Here is a 24,640-nt window from a genome sequence, read left to right on the forward strand (position 1 = left end):
ATGCACACGAAAGGTGTGTTTGCCAGTTCGTGATCTTGTCATAGGGGTTCGTTTACCTGTCAAGGTCTTTTGCCCGAAGAGGGAAAGCGCTTGCTGGATGGGGGCGGTGCCGGGAGGCGCCGCTGCCGCAGCTGATCCGGATAATGATCGTCCTGTTGTCAGTGGCGCCCGGTACGCTCGAAAGCACGATGACAGAGGACCTCTCACCGGCCGAGCGGTATGCGGCAGCCCGTAAGCGTGCTGTCGAGCAGGCCACCGCGCTCGCGGGATTCCGCGAGATGTACGACTTCGGCCTCGACCCTTTCCAGATCGAGGCCTGCCAGGCACTCGAGGCAGGGAAGGGTGTGCTGGTGGCCGCGCCCACCGGCTCGGGCAAGACGATCGTCGGCGAGTTCGCCGTCCACCTCGCCCTCCAGCAGGGCAAGAAGTGTTTCTACACCACACCCATCAAGGCGCTGTCGAACCAGAAGTACGCCGACCTGAGCCGTCGTTACGGCGCGGACAAGGTCGGCTTGCTGACCGGCGACAACAGCGTCAACTCCGATGCGCCGGTGGTCGTGATGACCACCGAGGTGCTGCGGAACATGCTGTACGCGGGCTCGCAGACCCTCCTCGGCCTCGGCTACGTGGTCATGGACGAGGTGCACTACCTCTCCGACCGCTTCCGGGGCGCCGTGTGGGAGGAAGTGATCATCCACCTGCCCGAGTCGGTCACCCTCGTCTCCCTGTCGGCGACCGTGTCGAACGCCGAGGAGTTCGGCGACTGGCTGGACACCGTCCGTGGTGACACCCAGGTGATCGTCTCCGAACACCGCCCCGTGCCGCTGTTCCAGCACGTGCTCGCCGGACGGCGGATGTACGACCTGTTCGAGGAGGGCGAGGGCCACAAGAGGGCCGTCAACCCCGACCTCACCCGCCTGGCCCGGATGGAGGCCAGCCGCCCCTCCTACCAGGACCGCAGGCGGGGCCGCGCCATGCGGGACGCGGACCGCGAGCGCGAGCGCAGACAGCGGTCCCGGGTGTGGACGCCCAGCCGGCCCGAGGTCATCGAACGGCTCGACAACGAGGGCCTGCTGCCCGCCATCACGTTCATCTTCAGCCGCGCCGCCTGCGAGGCCGCCGTACAGCAGTGCCTGTTCGCGGGGCTGCGGCTCAACGACGAGGAGGCGCGGGGCAAGGTGCGCGCCCTCGTCGAGGAGCGCACCGCCTCCATCCCGACCGAGGATCTCCACGTCCTGGGCTACTACGAGTGGCTGGAAGGCCTGGAACGCGGTATCGCCGCCCACCACGCGGGCATGCTGCCGACGTTCAAGGAGGTCGTCGAGGAGCTGTTCGTCCGCGGGCTGGTGAAGGCCGTGTTCGCGACCGAGACGCTCGCGCTGGGCATCAACATGCCCGCCCGCTCGGTGGTACTGGAGAAGCTCGTCAAGTGGAACGGCGAGCAGCACGCCGACATCACCCCCGGCGAGTACACGCAGCTCACCGGCCGTGCGGGCCGGCGTGGCATCGACGTCGAAGGTCACGCGGTCGTGCTGTGGCAGCGCGGCAGCAGCCCCGAGCACCTCGCGGGCCTGGCCGGCACCCGCACCTACCCGCTGCGCTCCAGCTTCAAGCCGTCGTACAACATGGCGGTCAACCTGGTCGAGCAGTTCGGGCGGCACCGCTCGCGCGAGCTCCTCGAGACGTCCTTCGCGCAGTTCCAGGCCGACAAGTCGGTGGTCGGGATCTCGCGTCAGGTGCAGCGCAACGAGGAAGGGCTGGAGGGCTACAAGGAGTCCATGACCTGCCACCTCGGCGACTTCGACGAGTACGCGCGGCTGCGCCGCGAACTCTCCGACCGCGAGACCGAGCTGGCCCGGCAGGGCGCCACCGAACGTCGGGCCGAGGCGGCCGTCGCGCTGGAGAAGCTCAAGCCCGGTGACATCATCCACGTCCCCACCGGCAAGTTCGCGGGCCTGGCCCTCGTGCTGGATCCGGGGCTGCCCGCCGGGCGTTCCAACGGCCACCGCGGCTTCGAGCAGCACGACGGCCCGCGCCCCCTGGTGCTGACCGCCGAGCGGCAGGTCAAGCGGCTGGCCTCGATGGACTTCCCGGTGCCCGTCGAGGCGTTCGAGCGGATGCGGATCCCCAAGTCGTTCAACCCGCGGTCCCCGCAGTCGCGTCGGGACCTCGCGTCCGCGCTGCGCACCAAGGCCGGGCACGTTCCGCCGGAGCGGGCCCGCAAGAAGCGGGCCCAGGCCGCCGACGACCGGGAGATCGCCCGGCTGCGCACCGCGATCCGCGCCCACCCCTGCCACGGCTGCAGCGACCGCGAGGACCATGCGCGTTGGGCCGAGCGCTACCACCGGCTGCTGCGGGACACCTCGCAGCTGGAGCGGCGCATCGAGGGGCGTACGAACACCATCGCCCGCACCTTCGACCGGATCGTCGCGCTGCTGACCGAGCTGGACTATCTGCGCGGTGACGAGGTCACCGTGCACGGCAAGCGGCTGGCCCGGCTGTACGGCGAACTCGACCTGCTGTCCAGCGAATGCCTGCGCGCCGGCGTCTGGGAAGGCCTCGCCCCCGCGGAACTGGCCGCCTGCGTCTCGGCGTTGGTGTTCGAGTCGAGGTCCAGCGACGACGCGACGGCGCCCAAGCTGCCTGCCGGCAAGGCGAAGGCCGCGCTCGGTGAGATGGTCCGGATTTGGGGCCGTCTGGACGCCCTGGAGGAGGACTTCCGGATCACCCAGACCGAGGGCGTCGGCCAGCGCGAGCCTGACCTCGGCTTCGCCTGGGCCGCCTACATGTGGGCGTCCGGCAAGGGGCTCGACGAGGTGCTGCGCGAGGTGGAGATGCCGGCCGGTGACTTCGTGCGGTGGTGCAAGCAGGTCATCGATGTGCTGGGGCAGATCTCGGCGGCTTCTCCTGCGGAGGGCTCGACGGTGGGGAGGAATGCGCGCAAGGCGGTGGACGAGCTGCTGCGGGGGGTTGTGGCGTACTCGTCGGTGGGGTGACGGTTCGCCGGTTGGTGGGTGCGGCTGGTTGGGGGTGGTTGCGCAGTTCCCCGCGCCCCTGACTTGGTTCGGTTGGTTGGTGGGTGCGGGTTGGGTGGGGGTGTTGCGCAGTTCCCCGCGCCCCTAGTTGTGCCGGTCGGTTGGTGTGGGCGGTTGCGCAGTTCCCCGCGCCCCTGACTTGGTTCTGTCGGTTCCGCGCGTTCCTAGTTGGTTGTGCCGGGCGGCGGGGTGTCGGCGTCCCTGAGCTGGTTCTGCCGGTGGGTCAGGTAGGAGCGCCAGCTCTTGTGCTTGGTGATGTCTTCCGCGTTCTCCAGTGCGCTCGGCTCGCACAGGAAGCCTGGCACGTGGGTGCCGTCCGCCAGTTGCACACTGCCCAGCGTCATGGGGCGGGGGAGGGTGCTCAGGAGCCGGCCCAGGCCCTCCGGGGGGAGGTGCCAGACCTCTGTCTCGATGGGTGCGCCGCCCTCGCCGACGTGGACCAGGCCCGGCTTGGGCGGGTCGGTGCGCAGGGCGTGCAGGCGGTAGACGGGGGCCGTCGTGGTCGTGCGGTCGAGGCGGGCGCCCAGGGACAGGAGTTGGGGGTTGAGGGGCTGGCCCGTGAGGTGGGCGCCGACCACCGCCAGCCGGGTGTCCGGCCGAAGGAGGGCGGCGATGCGTGCCAGCCGGTCGTCGGTGAACGCGGGGCCGACCAGCATGACGCCGAAGGGGAGACCGTTCGCCTCGCCCGCGGGGACGGCGACGGCCGCCAGGTCGAAGAGGTTCGTGGAGTTGGTGAAGCGGCCCAGTCGGGCGTTGCTGCCCAGCGGGTCGGCGGCGACCTCGGCGAGGGTGGGGTGGCCCGGTGCGGTGGGCAGCAACACGGCGTCCGAGTCGGCCAGTTCCGCCAGGGCCCGGGTGCGCAGGACGGCCAGCCGGTCGGTGTCGGCGAAGAGCCGGTGGGCCGGGATGTCACGAGCACGGGTGATGATGCCGGCGACGGTGGGGTCGAGGGACTCGTCGCCCTCGACGATCGCCTTGTCGACAAAGTTCCCCACCGCCGTGTACCGCTCGGCGACGAACGCGCCCTCATAGAGCATCGCGGCGGCCTCGGTGAACGGGGCGAGGTCGAGGACGCGGATGTCGGCACCCGCCGCGTCGAGCCGGGCGACGGCGGCCTCGTAGGCCTCGGCCCACCCCTCGTCCAGCTCGCCGAGCTGTTCCCTGGCCGGGACCGCGACGCGCCACGGGCCGGGGGCGCGCTGGGGGAGCGGGGGGAGGTCGCGGGATGTGGGGGAGGCCATGAACGACAGGGCCTGCTCGGCCTCCGGGAGCGTACGGGCGAAGACGGTGACGCAGTCGAGGGAGGCGCAGGCCGGGACGACACCCGCCGTCGGGACGAGGCCACGGGTCGGCTTGAGGCCGACGATGCCGTTGAGGGCGGCCGGGATCCGGCCCGAGCCCGCGGTGTCGGTGCCCAGGGCGAGGTCCACGATGCCCAGGGCCACCGCGACGGCGGAGCCCGAACTGGAGCCGCCGCTGATCCTCGCCGGGTCGTACGCGCCGCGTACCGCGCCGTAGGGCGAGCGGGTGCCGACCAGGCCCGTCGCGAACTGGTCCAGGTTCGTGGTGCCCAGCACGATCGCGCCCGCCGCCCGCAGCCGGGCGACCACCGGCGCGTCCGCCTCGGGTTCGTAGCCGTACGACGGGCAGCCCGCGGTGGTGGGCAGGCCGGCCACGTCGATGTTGCCCTTGACGGCGAGCAGACGTCCGGCGAGCGGGAGCCGCTCGCCCACGGACACCCGCTCGTCGATCACGCGGGCCTCCGCCTCGACCTCGGCCCGCGGGCGCAGGTCGATCCAGATCTCGGGGCGGTCGACGGCGTCGATGCGGGCGTAGGCGGCGCGGACGCGGGTGAGGGTGCTGGACATGCGCTGTTCCTCGACTTTCAGTTCGGGGCCGGAGCGAGCACGACGAGCGCTGTGCCCGCCTCCACCTGGTCTCCGGGCTTGGCCAGGATCTCCGTCACCACACCGGCGACCGGCGCGTGCACCCTGGACTCCATCTTCATCGCCTCCAGGGCCAGGAGTGGCTGCCCGGCCGTCACCGCGTCGCCGGGTCCGACGTTCACCTGCCAGACCGAGGCCGCGAACTCGGCCTCGACCAGGCGGCCGCCCGCGGGGACGGTGATCTCCGCCGGCGGAGCGGCCGGCGCTGCCGCCGCGTCGGCGCGGGTGAACTCGCCCGCCGCCTCCCAGGCGTCCCGCTCCGCCGCGAAGGCCGTCCGTTGCCGGGACCCGAACTCCGCGATGGACGCGGCGTTCTCGGCGAGGAACGCCTGGTGGCCGGCGAGGGAGAAGGTGCCCTCCTCGATGCGGGGGACGAAGCGGCCGGAGGTGATGTCGGCGCGGAGTTCGAGGAGTTCGTCCGCGTCCACCGGATACCACCTGATCCGGTCGAAGAACCGCAGCAGCCAGGGTGAGCCCGGTTCGAACGCCCCGCGCTGCTGCCAGCCCGACCACACCTGGGTCGTACGGCCGACGAACTGGTAGCCGCCGGGGCCCTCCATGCCGTAGACGCACAGGTACGCGCCGCCGATGCCGACCGAGTTCTCGGCGGTCCAGGTGCGCGCCGGGTTGTACTTGGTGGTGACCAGGCGGTGCCGCGGATCCAGCGGGGTGGCCACCGGGGCGCCCAGGTAGACGTCGCCGAGGCCGAGGACCAGGTACTCCGCGTCGAAGACCGTGTCGTACACGCCCGCCACCGAGTCGAGGCCGTTGACGCGGCGGATGAACTCGATGTTCCACGGGCACCAGGGCGCGTCGTCGCGGACCCCCGCCATGTAGCGGGCGATCGCCTCGCGGGTGGCCGGGTCGTCCCAGGACAGGGGGAGGTGGACCGTGCGGGAGGGGACGACCAGCTCGTCGGTCGGCGGCAGGGCGGTGACGATCTCCCGTACGGCGACGAGGAGTTCGTGCTGCGGCAGGCGGCTCGGGTCGGTCCGGATCTGGAGGGAGCGGATGCCCGGTGTGAGGTCCGTGACCCCGTCGAAGGAGGCCTCGGTGACCGCCTCCATCAGGGCGTGGACGCGCATGCGCAGGGCCAGGTCCAGTTGCATGGGGCCGAACTCGACGAGCAGGTTGTCGTCCCCGCTGCGCCGGTAGGTGACGTCGCCGTCCCGGGCCAGCACACCGCCGTCCACGATGGCCGGGCGTCGCGCACCCGCCACGTCCACCGGGACGAAGCGCACCGTGTCGCCGGGCCGCAGCTGGCCGAGCTTCCAGCGCTCGCCGCTGGTCACCGTCGCGGGGCAGACGAAGCCGCCGAGGGAGGGGCCGTCCGGGCCGAGCAGTACCGGCATGTCGCCCGTGTAGTCGACGGCGCCGACGGAGTACGGGGTGTCGTGGATGTTGGACGGGTGCAGGCCCGCCTCGCCGCCGTCCGAACGCGCCCAGCGCGGCTTGGGGCCGACCAGGCGGACACCGGTGCGCGCCGAGTTGAAGTGGACCTTCCAGTCGGCGGCGTAGAAGTCGTGGATGTCCTGCTCGGTGAAGAACTCCGGTGCCGCGTGAGGGCCTTCGACGGCGGCCACGTGCCATACGGCGGCGAAGCCGGGGCGGTCGGCGGCCGGCACCGGTGTGCCCTCGGCGACCGATCCGCCGTGCAGGACGTCACCGGTGCGCAGCGCCCGGCCCCCGTGGCCGCCGAAGCGACCCAGGGTGAAGGTGCTCGCGCTGCCCAGGTACGCCGGTATGTCGAGGCCGCCCGCGACGAGGAGGTAGGTGCGCAGGCCGTGTTCCGCGGGCGCGCCGATCTCCAGTACGGCCCCCGCGGGCACCGTCACCGGTTCCCACTGCGCGGCCGGCGTGCCGTCGACGGTCACCGGGGCGGGGGCGCCCGTGACGCACACGGTGGTGGCGTGGGTGAACCGGAGGGCGGGCCCCTTGAGGGTGCATTCGAGGCCCGGTGCGCCCTCGTGGTTGCCGAGCGCCCGGTTGCCGAGCCGGAAGGACAGGTCGTCCATCGGGCCGCAGGGCGGCACGCCGACCTGCCAGTAGCCGGTGCGGCCGGGCCAGTCCTGCACGGTGGTGAGCGTCCCGCCGGAGACGACCTCGACGCGCGGCGTCGGGTCGGCCACCGTCGCGAGGGTCGCCGTGGAGTGGGTGGCGTTCTTGAAGTCCCGGTGCGTGAGCGCGGCCCGGACCAGACCCAGGTTGGTCTCGATGCCGTCGACGCGGGTGCGGGCCAGCGCCTCGTCCAGTCGCTCCAGGGCGTGCGCCCGGTCGGAGCCGTAGGCGACGACCTTCGCGAGCATCGGGTCGTACGACGTCGTCACCTCGGTGCCGGTCTCCACCCAGCCGTCCACGCGCACGCCCGGCGGGAACTCGACGCGGGTCAGCAGGCCCGCGCTCGGCCGGTGTTCGCGGGAGGGGTCCTCGGCGTACAGGCGGGCCTCGACGGCGTGTCCGCGCGGCCGGCCGGGCTCGCGCACGACGCCGGCCTCGCCGCGGGCCAGGCGCAGCATCCAGTCGACCAGGTCGACGCCGTACACCTCCTCGGTGACCGGGTGTTCGACCTGGAGGCGGGTGTTGACCTCGAGGAAGTAGGCCTCCTCGCGGGCCGCGTCGTAGACGAACTCGACGGTTCCGGCGGAGCGGTAGCCGACCGAGGCGCACAGGTCGCGGGCGGAGCGGGCGAGTTGCTGGCGCACGTGCGCGGGCAGGCCGGGCGCCGGTGCCTCCTCCAGCACCTTCTGGTGACGGCGTTGCAGGGAGCAGTCGCGGTCGCCGAAGGTGACGACCCTGCCCTCGCCGTCGCCGAAGACCTGTACCTCGACGTGGCGGGCGTGCTCGACGAGACGTTCCAGGAACACGCCGGCGGAGGAGAAGGAGGCGGCGGCGACGCGCTGCACCCGCTCCCAGGCGTCGGCCAGTTCACCGGCGGAGTGGCAGGCGGACATGCCGATGCCGCCACCGCCGCCGGTCGCCTTGAGCATGACCGGGTAGCCGATCGCGCCCGCCTGCCGAAGGGCCTCGTCCAGGGATGCCAGCAGTCCGGTGCCCGGTGCCAGGGGAACTCCGGCCGCCTCGGCCGCCGCCCGCGCGGTGTGCTTGGCGCCGAAGAGTTCCAGCTGCCCGGGTGTCGGGCCGACGAACACGATGCCCGCGTCCTCGCAGCGGCGCGCGAAGGCCGCGTCCTCGGACAGGAAGCCGTAGCCGGGGTGGATCGCGCCGGCGCCCGTGTCCTTGGCCGCCTTCAGGACCAGGTCGGCGTCGAGGTACGACTCCTTCGCGGGCGCCGGGCCGAGCCGCACCGCCTCGTCGGCGAGCCGGACGTGGGGGGCGGAGCGGTCGGGGTCGGAGTACACGGCGATCGTGCGCAGGCCCAGTTCGCGGGCGGTGCGGATGATCCGCACGGCTATCTCGCCGCGGTTGGCTGTCAGCAGGGTGTCGAAGGTCATGCCGCGGCCGCCTCGGTGATCGTCATCTCCACCGCCGTCGGCTCGAATCCGTTGCACGGGTTGTTGATCTGGGGGCAGTTGGAGACGAGGACGAGCACGTCCCGCTCGGCGCGCAGGGTCAGCCGCAGGCCTGGCGCGGAGAGACCGTCGACGATGCCGAGGGTGCCGTCCTTCTCGACCGGCACGTTCATGTACCAGTTGATGTTGGACACGAGGTCGCGCTTGCCGAGACCGTACTTCGCGCCCTCCGCGAGGAAGTTGTCCACGCACGCGTGCTGCGACCAGGTGTGGTGGCCGTAGCGCAGGGTGTTGGACTCCTTGGAGCAGGCGCCGCCGACCGTGTCGTGCCGGCCCACCTGGTCGTCGGTCACGGTCATCAGCGGGGTGTGCTCGTTGGACATGAGCACGCTGCCGGTGGTGAGGAAGATGCCACCCTGCGCGTGGATCGTGTCGGGCGCGCTGTAGCGGACCGACGTGTCGTGGGCGTCGTAGACGAGGAAGTCGACGGCCTGGTTGCCGTGCAGGTCGGTGACGGTGAGCGTCTGTCCGGCGCGGACGACGGCCGACCAGGCGGCCCGGGCGGGAACGACGGACGTGCTCATGCGAGCCCCCTCGCGGCGAGAAGTTCGGCGGTGTTGAGGAAGGCGCGGCGGCCCTCGGGGGTGGCCTCCCACAGCGGGTCGCCCGGCCGGGTGGCCTCGGCACGCCAGGCCAGCACCTCCAGCGGGGTGCTGACGTAGTCCGGGCGGGGGTCCGCGGGGTGTGGCACGTTGGCGAGCAGCACGGTCACGTCCTGCTCGGCGCGGAGGGTCACGCTGCCGCCGGGGCCCGCCGAGCCGGTGAAGTCGAGGGTGCCGTCGTCGCGTACCTCGACGCCCTGGAAGAAGGAGAGCGACGGTGGCAGGTCGCGGGCTTCCAGGCCGTTCTTCGCGGCCGCCAGTTTGAACAGCTCGCGGCCGGCGGGGGAGGGGGACTGCGGGGTGCCGTCGCCGTAGCGCGCGGTGTTGCGGACGAGCGTGGAGGTGCCGCACAGGGCGTCGTGCCGGCCGGAGGTGTCGCCCACCACCGAGGCGAGGACCCGGCCCTGGTCGGACAGGAGGAGTTTGTCCTCGCCCAGGTAGGCGTTCCACTGGACCTTCACCGTGTCGGCGACGTTCAGCCGCTCCCAGGGCCGGTCGGCGGCGTACAGCAGCAGGTGGGCGCAGGCGTCGCCGCGCAGGTCGGTCAGTCGGAGCTCGGTGCCGCGGGCCAGCACCCGGTGTGTGTAGTTGCCGCCCGCGACCGTCTCGGCCCACACCAGGTGGCCCGCCTCGCAGGGGGGCGCCGGCCAGTTCCCGGCCGGTACGACGGGCATGGCCTCGGTGCGCGTGCCCTGTTGGGCTCGGGCATGGGCGCGGGCTCCGTAAGTGGTCGCTGTCGCCATCGCGGGACCTCCGGCTCCGGGGTGGGTCCGTCTCGGCGAACCCGTCGGTCGAATTTCTGTCGCTCGACAGAAATTAGGTGCGGGGCGGGTCGCCGGCGTTGCCCGCGCGTTGCCGCCCGGTTACCGAGCCCTCACGGGGATCACCCGGAAGTCGGCCCGGGATCACCCGGGACACCGTGTGCGAGGATCGAACGCATGGGGACGACAGGTGAACGGCCGGGCCGCCGGGTCGGCAGGCCGCGGGCCGCACAGCGGCCGGACAGCGGTCTGCGGCCGCGCGAGGAACTGCTCGCGGCCGCCGCGGAGTTGTTCACCACCCGCGGCTACGCGGCCACCACCACCCGGACCGTCGCCGAACGCGCGGGCATGCGGCAGGCGTCGATGTACCACTACGTCTCCGGCAAGGAGGAACTGCTCGCCGCGCTCCTGGAGTCCACGGTCACCCCCTCCCTCGCCTACGCCCGCGAACTCCTCGCCGACGACACGGCCCCGGCTGAGGACCGGCTGTGGGAGCTGTGCCGCACCGACGTCGAGCTGCTGTGCGGCGGACCGCACAACCTGGGTGGCCTCTACCTGCTGCCCGAGGTGCGGGCCGAGAAGTTCGCCGGCTTCCATGCCGTACGTGCCGAACTCAAGGACGCCTACCGGCAGTTGCTCGCCTCGACGGCTGCGGGGGGCGCGCTGGCCAAGAGTGAGCTCGACCTGCGTACGGACCTGTTGTTCGGGCTGATCGAGGGCGTCATCCTGGTCCACCGCTCCGATCCGGAGCGGTCGGTGTCGGTGTTCGCCGAGGCGACGGCGGACGCGGCGCTGCGCATCGCCGGGATCTGAGCCGGACCGCCGCCCGGCCCTGTCGCCCCCGGCCCCTGTCACCTGCCCTGGCTCCGGTCACCCGTCACGGTGAGTGGTTTTCGCATGCCCGTACGCCGTGACGCTGCGTGTGCGAAAGGAACCTGAGCGTGCAAATGGGGCCGAGGGTACTCCTGTCGCGAGGGTCGATTCAGGTGCTTGCCGAATATGACACGGCCTTGATCCGGTCGGACTAAGCTCGCCCGCAGCGCACCGAGTTGAGGTGTATTCGTGCGCTTGTTCCCAAACATACCGAAGATCCAGACTGTTCCCTGTCGTACCCCCCCGCAAGGTCCCCGACTCCCAGCCGATTTGTCTCAGAGGGCCCACATGGTGAGTGTTCAATCCCCTCCGGATCGCCGTGAACTCCCGTACACGCGACTGCTGTTGCTGCCCGCCATAGCGATGGCGGCGGCGACCGGGGCCGCCGCAGCGATGGTGGCGGGGCCGGCCCGGACGGCCGTCGGCGGGTGCGGCGCCGTCGCCACCCTGCTGGTGCTCGCCACGGCGGCGGCCGCGGTCCGCCGCGGGCGTTCCCTGCGTGACCGGTACGCCGAGCAGACCCGTCACACCGCGTATCTGGAACGGCGGATCGCCGCCCACGACCAGGACATGCTGCGCTTCGCCAAGGAGATCGCGCCGGCCGCGCTGAACCGGATGCGCGGTGGAAATTCCCCCGGAGAGGTGATTCGCCACCTCGGCGACCTCGACCCCTCCTACCGCGAACTTCCCCAGGCACAGGTGTCGTTGCTGAAGACGGTGCTGGACATCGTCGACCGCGAGGAGTCGATGCGTGACGGCGCGCAGCGCTCCTTCGTCAACATCGCCCGCCGCGTCCAGGCCATCGTCCACCAGCAGGCCAACGAACTGCGGGAGATGGAGGAGGACCACGGCCGCAACCCCGAGGTCTTCGACGACCTCCTGCGCATCGACCACGGCACCGCGCTGATCGGCCGCCTCGCCGACTCCATCTCCGTCCTCGGCGGCGGCCGCCCGGGCCGCCAGTGGCCCGAGCCCGTGCCGCTGTTCAGCGTGATGCGCGGCGCCATGTCCCGCATCCTGGAGTACCGCCGCATCGAGCTGCACTCCATCGCCAAGGTCAACATCCGCGGCACCGCCGTCGAGCCCCTCATCCACGCCGCGGCCGAACTCCTCGACAACGCCACGCGCTACTCGCCGCCCCAGACCAAGGTGCACGTCACGGCCGTCGAGGTGCAGACCGGTGTCGCCATCGAGATCGAGGACGCCGGCGTCAGCCTCAGCGAGGAGGCCCGCGCCCAGGCCGAGGGCATGCTGGAACGCGCCAGAACGGGCGGCGTGGAGGACCTCGGCGAGTCACCCCGCCTGGGCCTGGCCGTCGTCGGACGGCTCTGCCAGACGTACAAGATGCAGGTCTCGCTGCGGGCCTCCGCCTACGGCGGTGTCCGCGCCGTCCTCGTCGTGCCCAGCGACATGATGACCGCCGAGCACGCCTCCGGACTCGCCCACGGCATCGGCGCCACCGCCGCGCCCAAGATCGACCTCGGAGCGCTCGAGGGACCCAAGCGCGTGCCCAAGAAGCGCCGCCCCACCAGCCCCCGCATCACCGCGCCGCTCTCCATGGAGGACGACGTCCGCGAGGTCACCGAGTGGACCGCGGGCGGTCTGCCGCAGCGCCGCAGCCGGGTCAAGACCCCGCTCAGCCAGCGGTTCGCCGAGCAGGCGGCCATCGAGCGGGCCGAACGTGAGGGCAAGCCGACCATCTGGTCGACGCCCGCACCCGAACCGGCACCGAAGGACCCCGAACCGGGGCTGTGGGTCGAGGCCTTCATGGACGGGCTCAAGGGCGACCCGGACCCGACCGCATTCACCCAGCCGACACACGAGCCGGCCCGCATCGAGGCCGACGACGAGAGGGACCTCAAGTGATCCAGCAACGAGCGAACTTCGACTGGATGCTGAAGGATCTCGCCGACGGCGTACCCGGCATCGAGATGATCGTGGTGCTCTCCGCCGACGGGCTGCGCATCGCCCGCCACGGCGGCGAACCGGACGCCGCCGACCGCGTCGCCGCGGCCTGTGCGGGCCTGCAGAGCCTGGCGGGCGCCGTCGCCCAGGAGATCCCGGACAGCGACGGCCGGATGCGCATGGTCATCATCGAGGTCAACGGCGGCTACTTCTACCTGATGGCCGCGGGCGCCAACGCCTACCTCGCGGTCCTGTCCGACGTGGTCGCCGAACCCGGCCTGATGAGCAACCGCATGCGCGACCTCGTCGTCCGGATCGGCGCCCACCTCACCAGCCCGCCCCGGCGCAACGGCCAGACCGTATGACTCCTCCGCAACGCCGGCGGCGACACCCCAAGACCGAACCACCACCCAAACAGGGCGGGAAGGAACCCCAGCGGCTCTACGTGCTCACCGGCGCGGGAGACGAGGGGCAGCGGGCGGAACTCGACCTGGTCACGTTAATCGTGGCGCGCGCCGACCCCCCGCCCTCCGCCCAGCCCGAGCAGGCGGCGCTGCTCCGGATGTGCACGACCCCCCTGTCCGTGGCCGAGCTCTCGGCCTATCTCAATCTGCCGTACAGCGTGGTGACCGTCCTGCTCACCGAGCTGCTGACGGCAGAACTGGTCCAGGCGCGCAACCCGATCGTCCGCCAGGCGCTCCCCGACCGTTCCCTCCTCGAAGCGGTGATGCATGGACTTCAAAAGCTCTGACACCATCACGGGTCCCCGGACCGAGGACCATCTCCCGCACACGGCCCAGGCCGCGGTGAAGATCGTGATCGTGGGCGGCTTCGGGGTCGGCAAGACGACCATGGTCGGCTCGGTCAGCGAGATCAGGCCGCTGACCACCGAGGAGACCATGACGCAGGCCGGCGTCGGGGTCGACGACAACTACGGCTCCGACTCCAAGACGGCCACCACCGTGGCGATGGACTTCGGCCGGATCAGCATCACCGACCAGCTGGTGCTGTACCTCTTCGGCACCCCCGGCCAGGAACGCTTCTGGTTCCTGTGGAACGGCCTGTTCGAGGGCGCGCTGGGCGCGGTCGTCCTGATCGACACCCGTCGGCTCGAGGTCAGCTTCGACGTCATGGACCGGCTCGAGGAGCGCGGTGTGCCGTTCGTGGTCGCCGTCAACACCTTCCCGGACGGGCCCCATCACCCCGTCGAGGACCTGCGCACCGCTCTCGACCTGAGTCCGGGCATCCCGATCATCGAGTGCGACGCGCGCCGCCGCGCCTCCAGCCGGGACGTCCTGATGACCCTGATGCGCTTCCTGCACTCCCTCGCCATGACGGGCTCGCTCACCTAGCCCGGCTCGGCGACCACTCCCGTCTTCCTTCCCCCCAGACCCCGGATCCACTTCGGAGCGACCACTGTGACGCCTGAATCCCACTCCCTCACCGGTACGGACCCCACGCCCGGCCCGCCGCCCGGATGCCCCGCCCACGGCCGCGGCCCCGGGGGGCTGCACCGGCTGTACGGCCCGGACGCGGAGGACCTGGGCTCCCTGTACGAGCAACTGCGCGAGGAGCACGGCCCGGTGGCGCCCGTGCTGCTCCATGACGACGTGCCGATGTGGCTGGTCCTCGGCCACGCCGAGAACCTGCACATGGTGCGCACGCCCTCGCAGTTCTGCCGGGACAGCCGCATCTGGACCCCCCTCCTGGACGGCATGGTCAAGCCCGACCACCCGCTCATGCCGCACATCGCCTGGGAGCCCATCTGCTCCCACACCGAGGGCGACGAGCACCTGCGGCTGCGCGGCGCGGTCACCGGCGCCATCTCGACCATCGACCACCGCGGCGCCCGCCGGCACATCAACCGCTACACCCAGCGCCTCGTCAACGAGTTCTGCGAGGAGGGCGCGGCCGAACTCGTCAGCCAGTTCGCCGAGCACCTGCCGATGGCCGTGCTGTGCGAGATCCTCGGGATGCCCGAGGAGTACAACGACCGCATGGTGCAGGCGGCCCGCGACATGCTCCGGGGCACCGAGACGGCCATCGCCAGCCACGCCTACGTCATGGGCGCCCTCCAGCGGCTCGCCGTCCGCCGCCGGGCCCAGCCCGAGGACGACTTCGCCAGCCACCTCGTCAACCACCCGGCGGGCCTCACCGACGACGAGGTCACCAAGCACCTGTGGGTCGTCCTCATGGCGGCCTACGAGGCCACCGCCAACCTCATCGCCAACGTGCTGCGTATGGTCCTCACCGACCCGCGCTTCCGTGCCCAGCTCAACGGCGGCCAGATGACGGTGCCCGAGGCGGTCGAGCAGTCCCTGTGGGACGAACCGCCGTTCAGCACGGTCTTCGCCTACTTCGCCAAGCAGGACACCGAACTCGGCGGCCGGCGCATCCGCAAGGGCGACGGGCTGCTCTTCGGCATCGCGCCGGGCAACATCGACCCGCGGGTGCGCCCCGACCTGGCCGCCAACATGCAGGGCAACCGCTCCCACCTCGCCTTCGGCGGCGGCCCGCACGAGTGCCCCGGTCAGGACATCGGGCGCGCCATCGCCGACACCGGCGTCGACGCCCTGCTGATGCGCCTGCCGGACGTCGAACTCGACATCGACGAGGACGAGTTGTCCTGGACCGAGTCGCTGGCCTCACGCCACCTGGTGGAGATGCCGGTCCGCTTCGAACCGAAGCCGCAGCAGGACGTGTTGCAGAAGCCGAGCCACGCTCCCGTGCCGCCCCAGCGCGCCGCCTGGCAGGTCAGCACCCCGCGACCGCAGCCCGTGCAGCCCGCGACACCGGCGCCGGAGCCCGCGCCCCGGCCGGCCCCCGCCCCGCAGCAGACCGTGCCCGCGCCCGAACCGGCCCGCCCGATGGGTGCCTGGCGACGCTTCCTGCTGTGGTGGCGCGGCTACTGACCGGCCGACCAGCGGTCGTACGAGGCCCAGGCCCCGAGCGCCCGCCCACTGCGGAACCGGTGCTCCACCCCCGTGACCGGATCGGTGAACTCCAGCTCACGCGCCAGTAGTTGGAGCGGACGCCGGAAGTCGCCGGCCGGCACGGGGCCGGTCACCACCGGGTACAGCGGATCGCCGAGGATCGGCACGCCGAGCGTGTTCATGTGGACGCGCAGCTGGTGCGTCTGGCCGGTGGCGGGCACCAGGCGGTACCGGCCGAGCCGGCCCGGCCCGTCCGTCGAGGGGCGGTGTTCCACCAGCTCGACGCGGCTGACGGCGTTCGGCTCGCCCTCGACCTCACGGGCGGCCAGGATCCCGCGCTCCTTGAGGATCCGGCTGCGTACGGTCCGGGGCAGGACGACCGAGGGGTCGTAGGGGGCGACGGCCTCGTAGACCTTGCGCACCCGCCGGTCGCCGAACAGCGACTGGTACGCGCCGCGTTCACCCGGGCGCACGGTGAACAGCAGGAGACCGGCGGTCAGTCGGTCGAGGCGGTGGGCGGCGCCGAGGGTGGGGATGCCCAGCTCCCGGCGCAGCCGCGCGAGCGCGGTCTCGGTGACATGGCTGCCCCGGGGTGTGGTGGCCAGGAAGTGCGGTTTGTCGACGACCACGATGTGCTCGTCGCGATGCACCACCTCCAGCGGGAACGGCACCCGCACCTCGGCGGGCAGCTCCCGGTGGAACCAGACGAACATCCCCGGCACGAACACGGCGTCGGCCGCCACCGCCCGCCCGTCCGCCCCGACGACGAGCCCTGCCGAGAACATGTGGTCGACGACCCCGGTGCCCGCTCGCGAGAGCCGTTCCGCGAGGTGTTCGCGCACGGTGGCCCAGCCACCCTCGGGAGGCAGCCGCACCCGCACCGGGTCGATCCCCTCGCGCTGGGGCAGGGGAGAGGGCGGGATACGGGGTTTGCGTCTCATCAGGGCAAGCGTACGAGGCGCCCAGCCCCGCGCCCGCCGCCTCGCCAGGCGCCCGCCACCCGCGCCCGCCGCCCCGCGGGCCGGCGTGCTCGTGCTCGACCCGCGGGGCGGCGAGGCGCCGGGCCGGACACCTCCTAGGGAGCCGGTTCCGGTACGGGCGCCGTCGTGGCCGCCCGCCCGCGCAGGGCGACCGAGAGCCGCCACAGCCCTCCGGCACCCACGGTGACCAGCAGGAACAGCACCGTGAACCACTGGAAGTACCAGTGCCCGCCCGCGGGGTCGTACACCGCGGCGCGCGGCCAGGCCAGGTTGACCGTCATGAACAGGCCGTACAGCAGGGCCAGCACGTTGACCGGTACGCCCCAGCGTCCGAGGGAGAAGAGGCGGGCTCCCGTCTCGTCGGTGCCGTCGGAGGTGAAGCCGCCGCGCAGGCGGCGGACCAGCAGCGGGCCGGTGACCATCGCGTAGGCCAGGTACAGCATCACGATGCAGGTGGTGCCGATGGCCAGGAACGCCTCCGGGGAGGCGAAGTTGAGCAGCAGCAGGGCCGCCGCGAGGACGCCGACCACCAGGGCGGGGGCGCCGGGCATGCCGGTGCGAGGGTTGACCTTGGCGAGGCGGCGGGCGAAGGGCAGTTGTCCGTCGCGGGCCATGGAGAACAGCATTCGGCAGGCGGCCGTCTGGATCGCCAGGGTCGCGACCGCGATCGCCACCACCACGTCGGCCAGCAGCGCGCGGCCGACCCCGTCGCCCAGGCTGCTGGTCAGGACGTAACTCAGTCCGTCGACGCCCAGGTGCCCGTCGGTGAGGCTCGGCGCGGCGAGCAGACCACCGAGGACGATCAGTCCGCCGAGCAGACCGGCGGCGCCCAGTGCGGTGAGGATGGTGCGGGGCGCGGTACGCCGCGGATTGTGCGTCTCCTCGCTCATCTCGCCCGCGCTGTCGAACCCGATCATCACGTACGCCGCCGTGAACGAACCCACCAGCAGCGCGCCGAACAGGCCGGACTGGGCGGCGGTCCCGGTGTGGAAGGTGATGCCGGGGGAGCGCTCCGAGTGGGTCAGCAGCAGGACGACGATGAGCACCGCGCCGATGATCTCGGCGGTCACGCCGACGCGGTTGATCACGGACATCACCCGGTTGTCCACGAGGTTCACGATCGTGGTGAGGACCAGCAGGACCACGCCGAGGACGGCCGCGTTGGCCGCGCCGTCGGCCGAGACCGGCGAAGGGTCGCTGCCCACCAGCTGGAAGCCCGACCAGATGGCCGGCAACACCATCTGCAGGGCCAGGGCCGCCGCGGCGACCACCACGATCTGTCCGATCACCATGATCCAGCCGGCGAACCAGCCGAAAGTGGCGTTCGACAGGCGCGAGGACCACTGGTAGATCGCGCCCGAGATCGGGTAGCGGGCGGCCAGTTCCGCGAAGCAGGCGGCCACCAGAAGCTGCCCGGCCAGGACGATCGGCCAGGCCCAGAAGAAGACGGGGCCGCCGAACGCGTACCCGAACGCGAAGAACTGGAAGACGGTGGTCAGGACGGAGATGAACGAGAAGCCGGCCGCGAACGAGGCGTACCGGCCGAGGCTGCGGTGCAGCTCCTGGCGGTAGCCGAACTCGGCGAGGGAGCGGTCGCCGGGGGACTCCGGCGGATCGGGGCGCAGGTCGGAGGAAACGGTTGTGGTCACGGCGGCACCTGCCTTGGGCGCTGAATTCCTGTCGGTTGACAGAAATTAGGGAGCCGCTGTTTCGGTGGCGTCACGTGAGCGTGTCCGAGGCGGGCCCAAGTCCTCACGTTCTCGGCGGGTCGGCCGTAGCGCGATATGTCGCGTACTGCCCGAGGGGGTGGTCGCGGCACGCTTCACCGGCCCGTGGCGGGGCGGTTTGTCCGGGATCGTCCGTCGCCGGACGCGCGCACACGAGAGCGGCGGCACCGTCATGGTGCCGCCGCTCTGCAGGGGTCTCGGGTGCTCCGTACCCTGGTCCGGACGGGCCTTCGGTGTCGCGGGCCTCAGGCGGCGGTCGCGCCGCCCTCCTGCTCCACCTCGATGCGCGCGTTCCATTCCCGCTTGGCCGCCTGCCAGCCGTCCTCGTTGTGGCCGAGCCGCCAGTACCCGGAGATCGACAGGTCCTCGCGGGGAATCGCGCGCTCGACCCGCAGCAGCCGGCGCAGTTCCTTCACGAAGGCCGCCTCGCCGTGCACGAACGCGTGCACCCGGCCCTCCGGGAACTCCAGTGCCCGGACGGCCTCGACCAGTGCCTCGCCGGCGGGGCGGCTCCCGCGGTGCAGCCAGACGACCTCCACGTCGGAGTCGACCTTCTGCTCCTCCTCGGGGCCCGCCACCTCGACGAAGGCGTACGCCCGGGCGCCGTCCGGCAGCGACTCCAGGGAGCGGGCGATCGCGGGCAGCGCGCTCTCGTCACCGGCCAGCAGGTGCCAGTCGGCGCCCGTGTCGGGGGCGTAGGCGCCGCCGGGACCCATGAAGCGCACGGTCTCGCCCGGCTGCGCGCGCAGCGCCCACGGGCCGGCCAGGCCCTCGTCGCCGTGGATCACGAAGTCGAGCGTCAGCTCGCGGTGTTCGGGATCCCAGGCGCGCACGGTGTACGTCCGGGTGACCGGCCACTGCTCGCGCGGGAACTCCGCGCGGATGTGCTCCATGTCGAAGGGCTCCGGATAGGTCACACCCTCGGCCGGAAACAGGAGCTTCACGTAGTGGTCCGTGCAGGTGTCGGCCGCGAACTCGGCCAGGCCGTCGCCGCCGAGCACCACGCGCTGCATGTGCGGGGTCAGCCGCTCGGTGCGGACGACCTGCGCGGAGTGCGGCTTTCGCGGCTTGCGTCCCGGTCGTTCTGCCATGGCGGCCTCCCTCATCCGGTGCTTAGGCTAACCTAAGTTAGCATCTCGCTCCTACTTAACACCCCTTGTCCGAGGACGAGATTAAGCCGCCCCCAGAGGCTGACTTCCCTTTGGCGAGCACGTCACGCATGAGCCGAAACAGTTCTCGGGCTCCCGGGATTCAGGCCCCCAGTGTGGTGAGCAGCCGCTGCAGCGAACCGCCCAGCCCCCAGCGGGCCGCCAGGGCCTCCAGTGCCGCCGGATCGCGCGGTGCGTGCGGCAGCGCGGTGTCGACCGCCGGAAGCGGCACGTCGTCCGCGACCTTGACGACCGTCGGCGCCACCGCGAGGTACGGCCGGGACTCGTCCAGACGCTTGCGCTGCGAGGGCGTGAGCGTGGTCCTCGGGTCGTCGATCGCCGCGATGACGCCCGCCAGGTCACCGAACTGGGCGAGCAGCTTCGCGGCCGTCTTCTCTCCGATCCCGGGCACGCCCGGCAGGCCGTCGCTCGGATCGCCGCGCAGCAGCGCCAGATCCGCGTACCCCCGCCCGTCGACCCCGTACTTCTCGCGCAGCCACGCCTCGTCGGTGAGCTGGAGCGTGCCGACGCCCTTCAGCGGGTACAGCACGCGGATCCCGCGGGCGTCGTCGACGAGCTGGTAGAGGTCGCGGTCACCGGTGACGATGTCGACCGCGTCCTCGGCCCGCGCGGTGAACGTGCCGATCACGTCGTCCGCCTCGTATCCCGCGACGCCCACGCGCGCGATGCCGAGCGCGTCGAGGACGGCCTCGATGACGGGAACCTGCGGCGAGAGGGTGTCCGGAACCTGCTCCTCGTCCGGGCCGAGCTCGTGCTCCTCGGCGACGCGGTGCGCCTTGTAGGAGGGGATCAGGTCGACCCGCCACTGTGGGCGCCAGTCGGCGTCCATGCAGGCGACCAGCCGGTCCGGACGGTGGTCGCGGACCAGGCGGTCGATGAATTCGAGGAGCCCGCGCACGGCGTTCACCGGCGTGCCGTCCGGGGCCTTCACCGACTCCGGAACCCCGAAGTAGGCGCGGAAGTAGAGCGAGGCGGTGTCGAGGAGCATCAGTCGTCCGGTCACGTCCCGCATCATGCCGTACGGCACCGACAGTGACCGGCCCGTGAACACGGCGTCGCACTTGTAAACCCCTTGTGAACTGGCCCACTCCCGCGTTTGCCCCACAGGGATGAGGGCAGGTGCCGCCTCGGAGTGATGCCGGTTGCACTTTCAACTGTTTGCGGCCTCTCGGCTCCTTTCCCTGCCCCCGAGACAAGAGGTACGCGTGTCATCCAGGCTTGAGGCCCACGGGCTCTACAAAGTGTTCGGCAGACGGCCGGACGAGGCGATGGAACGGCTCCGAGAGGGAGCCGACCGGGAGGAGTTGCGCGCCGACGGCGTCACCGCCGCCGTGATCGACGCCTCCTTCACCGTGGAACCCGGCGAGATCTTCGTCGTCATGGGCCTGTCCGGATCCGGCAAGTCCACACTGCTGCGCATGCTCAACGGGCTCCTGGAGCCCACCGCGGGGCGCGTCGGCTTCGACGGCCAGGACCTGACCGCGCTCACCGACCGGGAGCTGCGCGAGGTCCGCGCGAAGAAGATCAGCATGGTCTTCCAGCACTTCGCGCTCTTCCCCCACCGCAGCGTTCTGGAGAACGCCGCCTACGGTCTGGCCGTGCAGGGCCTGCCCCGCGCCGAGCGCGAGCGACGCGCCGGCGAGGCGCTGGCCCTGTGCGGGCTGGCCGGCTGGGAGAAGTCCTGGCCCGACGAGCTGTCCGGCGGCATGCAGCAGCGCGTGGGCCTGGCCCGCGCCCTCGCCACCGACGCCGACCTGCTCCTGATGGACGAGTCCTTCAGCGCGCTGGACCCGCTGATCCGCCGGGACATGCAGGACCAGCTCCTCGAGCTGCAGCGGACACTCAGGAAGACGATCGTCTTCATCACCCACGACCTGAACGAGGCCATGCGCCTGGGCGACCGCATCGCCGTGATGCGCGACGGCCGGATCGTCCAGACCGGCACGGCGGAGGACATCCTCCTGCGTCCCGCGAACGACTACGTCGCCTCCTTCATCCAGGACGTGGACCGCTCCCGGGTCCTGACCGCGGGCGCGGTCATGGACCGGGACACCCGCGGTGACGAGGCCGACTGCGACTGCGAGACCGCGACGCCGGACACCCCGTTCAACGAACTCTGCGCGATCAGCGCCCGTCTGACCCACCCCGTGGCCGTCCTCGACGCCCGGCGGGAACTCGTGGGTGTCGTCACCGGACAGCGACTCGTCGCCTTCCTCGGCGACCAGCAGGGCGAGGCCGCCCCGTGCGACAGTCCCCGCGAGGGCGGCGAGAAGGTGATCGCCCGTGCCTAGGATTCCGCTCGGCGACTGGGTCAACGACGCGGTCGACTGGCTGCTCAGCCACATGGCCTGGCTCTTCGACTTCCTCAAGACCGTCTTCACCGGCACCTACGACGGCATCGACGCCGTCCTCCAGGCTCCCGAACCCCTGCTGCTCGCGGGCATCTTCGCCGTTCTCGCGTTCTGGCTGCGAGGCACGACGGCCGGTGTCCTCACCTTCGTGGGCTTCGCCTTCATCGACTCCCTCGAACTGTGGGAGGACGCGATGGTGACCCTGTCGCTGGTCCTCGTGGCCACGATCATCGCGCTGGTCATCTCGGTTCCGGTGGGCATCTGGGCGGCACGCTCCAGCCGGGTCAGCGGGATCGTGCGGCCGGTCCTGGACTTCATGCAGACACTCCCCGCGATGATCTACCTCATCCCGGCGATCCTGTTCTTCGGCACCGGAGCCTCGGCGGGCATCGTCGCCACCCTGATCTTCGCGCTCGCCCCCGGCGTGCGCATGACCGAACTGGGCATCCGCCAGGTCGACAGGGAACTGGTCGAGGCCGCCGAGGCGTTCGGCACCACGCCTCGCGACACGCTGCTGCGTGTTCAGCTGCCGCTGGCACTGCCGACCGTCATGGCCGGCGTGAACCAGGTCATCATGCTGGGCCTGTCCATGGCCGCGATCGCCGGCATGGTCGGCACCGGCGGTCTGGGCGGCGACGTCAACGAGGCCATCGGACAGCTCGACGTCGGCCTCGGCTCCGAGGCGGGCGTCGCCATCGTGATCCTCGCGATCTACCTGGACCGCATGACCGGCGCCCTCGGCACCCACGTCTCCCCCCTGGGCCGGCGTGCCGCCGCCAAGGCGCGCTCCGCCCAGGGTCGGAAGCTGTGGTCGTACCGGCCCCGCCCGCAGGTCGCCGTCATCGGTGTCGTGGTCCTCGCCCTCGTGGCGGGCGGCATGGGGATCTTCGGCGGCAGCGGCGGCTCCACCGCCGTCGCCGACGGCAAGGACGTCGGCCGCGGCAAGAAGATCACCATCGGCTACATCCCCTGGGACGAGGGCGTCGCCTCCACCTACCTGTGGAAGGAGATCCTCGAGGAGCGCGGCTACCAGGTGGACGCCAAGCAGTTCGACGCCGGGCCGCTGTACACCTCCCTCGCGCAGGGCAGCGTCGACTTCCAGACCGACGCGTGGCTGCCGACGACCCACGAGCAGTACTGGAAGAAGTACGGCGGCAAGCTCGACGACCTCGGGGCCTGGTACGGCCGGACCTCCCTGGAACTGAGCGTGCCCTCGTACATGAAGGGCATCGACTCGCTGGCCGACCTCAAGGGCAAGGCCGCCACCTTCGGCGGGAAGATCACCGGCATCGAGTCCAGCGCCGGCATGATGAGCCTGCTCAAGAGCAAGGTCCTCGGGGAGTACGGCCTCGACAAGGAGTACAAGGTCGTCGACAGCTCCACGCCGGCGATGCTGGCCGAGCTCAAGCGTGCCTACAGCAAGAAGGAACCGGTCGTCGTCACGCTCTGGTCGCCGCACTGGGCGTACAGCGACTACGACCTGAAGAAGCTCAAGGACCCGAAGGGTGCCTGGGGCAAGGGCGACGGCGTGCACACCCTCGCGCGCAAGGGGTTCGCGGACGACGACCCGGTCGTCGGCGGCTGGCTGAAGAACTTCACCATGAGCGAGAAGCAGCTCACCGGTCTCGAGGCCGAGATCAACAAGGCGGGCAAGGGGAAGCAGCAGGACGCCGTCCGCGCCTGGCTGAAGAAGAACCCCGGTGTCGTCGACAAGCTCGCCCCGGTCGCGGGCGGCTCCGGCTCGACCCCCGCCGAGGCGAAGCGTGCCGTCGACGTGGCCTGGTTCCCCTGGGACGAGGACGTCGCCGTGACCTACCTGTGGAAGCACGTCCTGCAGCGGCGCGGCTACACGCTGAACCTCAAGCAGATGGACGTCGGCCCGGTCTACACCGGCCTCGCCTCCGGAGACCTCGACCTCAACTTCGACGCCTGGCTGCCCTACGCGCAGAAGAACTACTGGGACAAGAGCAAGGACAGACTCAACGACCTGGGCACCTGGTACCGGCCGACCTCGCTGGAGGTCGCCGTGCCCTCCTACGTCAAGGACGTCAAGTCCCTGGCGGACCTCAAGGGCAAGGGATCGACCTTCCACGGGAAGATCATCGGCATCGAGCCGGGAACCGGCGAGATGAACCTGCTCAAGACGAAGGTGCTGCCGGGCTACGGCCTGGACAAGGAGTACGAGGTCGTCGACGGCTCGACGCCGGCGATGCTGGCCGAACTCAAGCGCGCCTACGCCAAGAAGGAACCCGTCGCCGTCGTGCTGTGGTCGCCCCACTGGGCCTACAGCGAGTACGGCCTCACGAAGCTCGCCGACGACAAGAAGCTGTTCGGCGAGGGCAACACCATCCGCACCATCTCCAGCGCGAAGTTCCCGGAGCAGTACCCCCAGCTCACCGAGTGGATCAAGAACTTCCACCTGAGCGAGGGCGAACTCGGCTCCCTGGAGAGCGAGATCAATCAGCACGGCCATGGTCAGGAGGAGGAAGCGGTCGCCTCCTGGCTGAAGGAGCACCCCGGCATGGTCGAGCGGATGACACCGCGGTAGCCGCCGCACCCGGACCGCCCGAGGGGCGGGCCTCCCCACGCGTCCTGACAGCGTGTGGTGAGGCCCGCCCCTCGGGTCGTTTCCCGGTGCGGGCACCGTCGGCCACCAACCTCCCGCCTACGGTAAGGATCCGGCCAACCACAGAGCGCTACGCCGTGACCCGAGCCGCGCCTCGCACCGGCCGTACGTGCCACCCGCACATGCGCCGCGTACGGCACGTCGCCCACCGGGCCGGGGCCGGCCTCGTCCTCTCTCGGTGAAGCGGCGACCCCTCGAATCC

The 24,640-nt window shown here is 71.4% G+C and carries 17 protein-coding genes; 9 read left to right on the forward strand and 8 right to left on the reverse strand.

Annotated features, from left to right (window positions below):
• The first annotated feature begins 143 nt into the window (after positions 1 to 143).
• Positions 144 to 2,996, forward strand: a complete 2,853-nt coding sequence (locus OG985_RS36315) for a DEAD/DEAH box helicase (RefSeq protein ID WP_371672616.1) — start codon at positions 144 to 146, stop codon at positions 2,994 to 2,996.
• A 203-nt stretch (positions 2,997 to 3,199) separates the two neighbouring features.
• Here OG985_RS36315 and atzF read toward each other — a convergent pair whose 3' ends face one another.
• From atzF to OG985_RS36335, 4 genes are read right to left on the reverse strand one after another with little or no spacing between them, the layout of a single operon-like run.
• Positions 3,200 to 4,903 (reverse strand): allophanate hydrolase, encoded by a 1,704-nt coding sequence (gene atzF, locus OG985_RS36320; protein ID WP_371672617.1) that lies wholly within the window; start codon positions 4,901 to 4,903, stop codon positions 3,200 to 3,202.
• 17 nt (positions 4,904 to 4,920) lie between these two features.
• Positions 4,921 to 8,433 carry a 5-oxoprolinase/urea amidolyase family protein gene (locus tag OG985_RS36325; RefSeq protein WP_371672618.1) on the reverse strand — a complete coding sequence of 1,171 codons (3,513 nt, stop codon included), beginning with the start codon at positions 8,431 to 8,433 and terminating at the stop codon, positions 4,921 to 4,923.
• Positions 8,430 to 9,035 carry an urea amidolyase associated protein UAAP2 gene (locus OG985_RS36330; RefSeq protein WP_371672619.1) on the reverse strand — a complete coding sequence of 202 codons (606 nt, stop codon included), beginning with the start codon at positions 9,033 to 9,035 and terminating at the stop codon, positions 8,430 to 8,432. The genes OG985_RS36325 and OG985_RS36330 overlap by 4 nt, the downstream gene beginning before the upstream one ends.
• Positions 9,032 to 9,856, reverse strand: coding sequence for an urea amidolyase associated protein UAAP1 (locus tag OG985_RS36335; protein WP_371672620.1), 825 nt, complete (start codon positions 9,854 to 9,856; stop codon positions 9,032 to 9,034). The genes OG985_RS36330 and OG985_RS36335 overlap by 4 nt, the downstream gene beginning before the upstream one ends.
• A 195-nt stretch (positions 9,857 to 10,051) precedes the next feature.
• On the opposite strand from OG985_RS36335, the gene OG985_RS36340 reads away from it, so the two are divergent.
• The 6 genes from OG985_RS36340 to OG985_RS36365 all read left to right on the forward strand — a co-directional run bounded on the left by OG985_RS36340 (position 10,052) and on the right by OG985_RS36365 (position 15,564).
• Positions 10,052 to 10,687 (forward strand): TetR/AcrR family transcriptional regulator, encoded by a 636-nt coding sequence (locus tag OG985_RS36340; protein ID WP_371672621.1) that lies wholly within the window; start codon positions 10,052 to 10,054, stop codon positions 10,685 to 10,687.
• Positions 10,688 to 11,035: 348 nt separating this feature from the next.
• Positions 11,036 to 12,613 (forward strand): sensor histidine kinase, encoded by a 1,578-nt coding sequence (locus OG985_RS36345; RefSeq protein WP_371672622.1) that lies wholly within the window; start codon positions 11,036 to 11,038, stop codon positions 12,611 to 12,613.
• On the forward strand, positions 12,610 to 13,017 hold the full coding sequence (locus tag OG985_RS36350) for a roadblock/LC7 domain-containing protein (RefSeq protein ID WP_371672623.1): 408 nt from the start codon (positions 12,610 to 12,612) through the stop codon (positions 13,015 to 13,017). Before OG985_RS36345 ends, OG985_RS36350 begins: the two co-directional genes overlap by 4 nt.
• On the forward strand, positions 13,014 to 13,403 hold the full coding sequence (locus tag OG985_RS36355) for a DUF742 domain-containing protein (RefSeq protein ID WP_371672624.1): 390 nt from the start codon (positions 13,014 to 13,016) through the stop codon (positions 13,401 to 13,403). The genes OG985_RS36350 and OG985_RS36355 overlap by 4 nt, the downstream gene beginning before the upstream one ends.
• The gene (locus OG985_RS36360; protein WP_371672625.1) at positions 13,384 to 14,004 is read left to right on the forward strand and encodes an ATP/GTP-binding protein; all 621 of its coding nucleotides are present in this window, start codon (positions 13,384 to 13,386) and stop codon (positions 14,002 to 14,004) included. The genes OG985_RS36355 and OG985_RS36360 overlap by 20 nt, the downstream gene beginning before the upstream one ends.
• A 66-nt stretch (positions 14,005 to 14,070) precedes the next feature.
• Positions 14,071 to 15,564, forward strand: coding sequence for a cytochrome P450 (locus OG985_RS36365; RefSeq protein ID WP_371672626.1), 1,494 nt, complete (start codon positions 14,071 to 14,073; stop codon positions 15,562 to 15,564).
• On the opposite strand, the gene OG985_RS36370 is transcribed toward OG985_RS36365, so the two are convergent.
• From OG985_RS36370 to OG985_RS36385, 4 genes are all read right to left on the reverse strand, one after another.
• Positions 15,558 to 16,526: an RluA family pseudouridine synthase gene (locus tag OG985_RS36370; protein ID WP_371672627.1), complete on the reverse strand. Its 969-nt coding sequence runs from the start codon at positions 16,524 to 16,526 to the stop codon at positions 15,558 to 15,560. The genes OG985_RS36365 and OG985_RS36370 overlap by 7 nt on opposite strands.
• A gap of 134 nt (positions 16,527 to 16,660) precedes the next feature.
• Positions 16,661 to 18,214 (reverse strand): amino acid permease, encoded by a 1,554-nt coding sequence (locus OG985_RS36375; RefSeq protein WP_371672628.1) that lies wholly within the window; start codon positions 18,212 to 18,214, stop codon positions 16,661 to 16,663.
• A 323-nt stretch (positions 18,215 to 18,537) separates the two neighbouring features.
• A complete protein-coding gene (locus OG985_RS36380) occupies positions 18,538 to 19,383 on the reverse strand; it encodes a siderophore-interacting protein (protein ID WP_371672629.1) in 846 nt (281 codons plus the stop codon).
• Positions 19,384 to 19,543: 160 nt separating this feature from the next.
• Positions 19,544 to 20,473: a 5'-3' exonuclease H3TH domain-containing protein gene (locus OG985_RS36385; protein ID WP_371674592.1), complete on the reverse strand. Its 930-nt coding sequence runs from the start codon at positions 20,471 to 20,473 to the stop codon at positions 19,544 to 19,546.
• Positions 20,474 to 20,666: 193 nt separating this feature from the next.
• Between OG985_RS36385 and OG985_RS36390 the strand changes: the two genes are divergently transcribed.
• Together OG985_RS36390 and OG985_RS36395 are read left to right on the forward strand one after the other, a co-directional pair.
• Positions 20,667 to 21,752 (forward strand): glycine betaine/L-proline ABC transporter ATP-binding protein, encoded by a 1,086-nt coding sequence (locus OG985_RS36390; protein ID WP_371672630.1) that lies wholly within the window; start codon positions 20,667 to 20,669, stop codon positions 21,750 to 21,752.
• Entirely contained in the window at positions 21,745 to 24,360 is a 2,616-nt protein-coding gene (locus OG985_RS36395) for an ABC transporter permease/substrate binding protein (RefSeq protein ID WP_371672631.1), read from the forward strand. Before OG985_RS36390 ends, OG985_RS36395 begins: the two co-directional genes overlap by 8 nt.
• Positions 24,361 to 24,640: the final 280 nt, after the last annotated feature.

Source organism: Streptomyces sp. NBC_00289 (assembly GCF_041435115.1).
Lineage (GTDB): Bacteria > Actinomycetota > Actinomycetes > Streptomycetales > Streptomycetaceae > Streptomyces.

Coding starts and splice junctions, on each gene's coding strand:
- OG985_RS36315 (WP_371672616.1), top strand. CDS start 144: ATGATCGTCCTGTTGTCAGTGGCGCCCGGTACGCTCGAAAGCACGATG.
- atzF (WP_371672617.1), bottom strand. CDS start 4,903: ATGTCCAGCACCCTCACCCGCGTCCGCGCCGCCTACGCCCGCATCGAC.
- OG985_RS36325 (WP_371672618.1), bottom strand. CDS start 8,433: ATGACCTTCGACACCCTGCTGACAGCCAACCGCGGCGAGATAGCCGTG.
- OG985_RS36330 (WP_371672619.1), bottom strand. CDS start 9,035: ATGAGCACGTCCGTCGTTCCCGCCCGGGCCGCCTGGTCGGCCGTCGTC.
- OG985_RS36335 (WP_371672620.1), bottom strand. CDS start 9,856: ATGGCGACAGCGACCACTTACGGAGCCCGCGCCCATGCCCGAGCCCAA.
- OG985_RS36340 (WP_371672621.1), top strand. CDS start 10,052: ATGGGGACGACAGGTGAACGGCCGGGCCGCCGGGTCGGCAGGCCGCGG.
- OG985_RS36345 (WP_371672622.1), top strand. CDS start 11,036: ATGGTGAGTGTTCAATCCCCTCCGGATCGCCGTGAACTCCCGTACACG.
- OG985_RS36355 (WP_371672624.1), top strand. CDS start 13,014: ATGACTCCTCCGCAACGCCGGCGGCGACACCCCAAGACCGAACCACCA.
- OG985_RS36360 (WP_371672625.1), top strand. CDS start 13,384: ATGGACTTCAAAAGCTCTGACACCATCACGGGTCCCCGGACCGAGGAC.
- OG985_RS36370 (WP_371672627.1), bottom strand. CDS start 16,526: ATGAGACGCAAACCCCGTATCCCGCCCTCTCCCCTGCCCCAGCGCGAG.
- OG985_RS36380 (WP_371672629.1), bottom strand. CDS start 19,383: ATGGCAGAACGACCGGGACGCAAGCCGCGAAAGCCGCACTCCGCGCAG.
- OG985_RS36385 (WP_371674592.1), bottom strand. CDS start 20,473: ATGCGGGACGTGACCGGACGACTGATGCTCCTCGACACCGCCTCGCTC.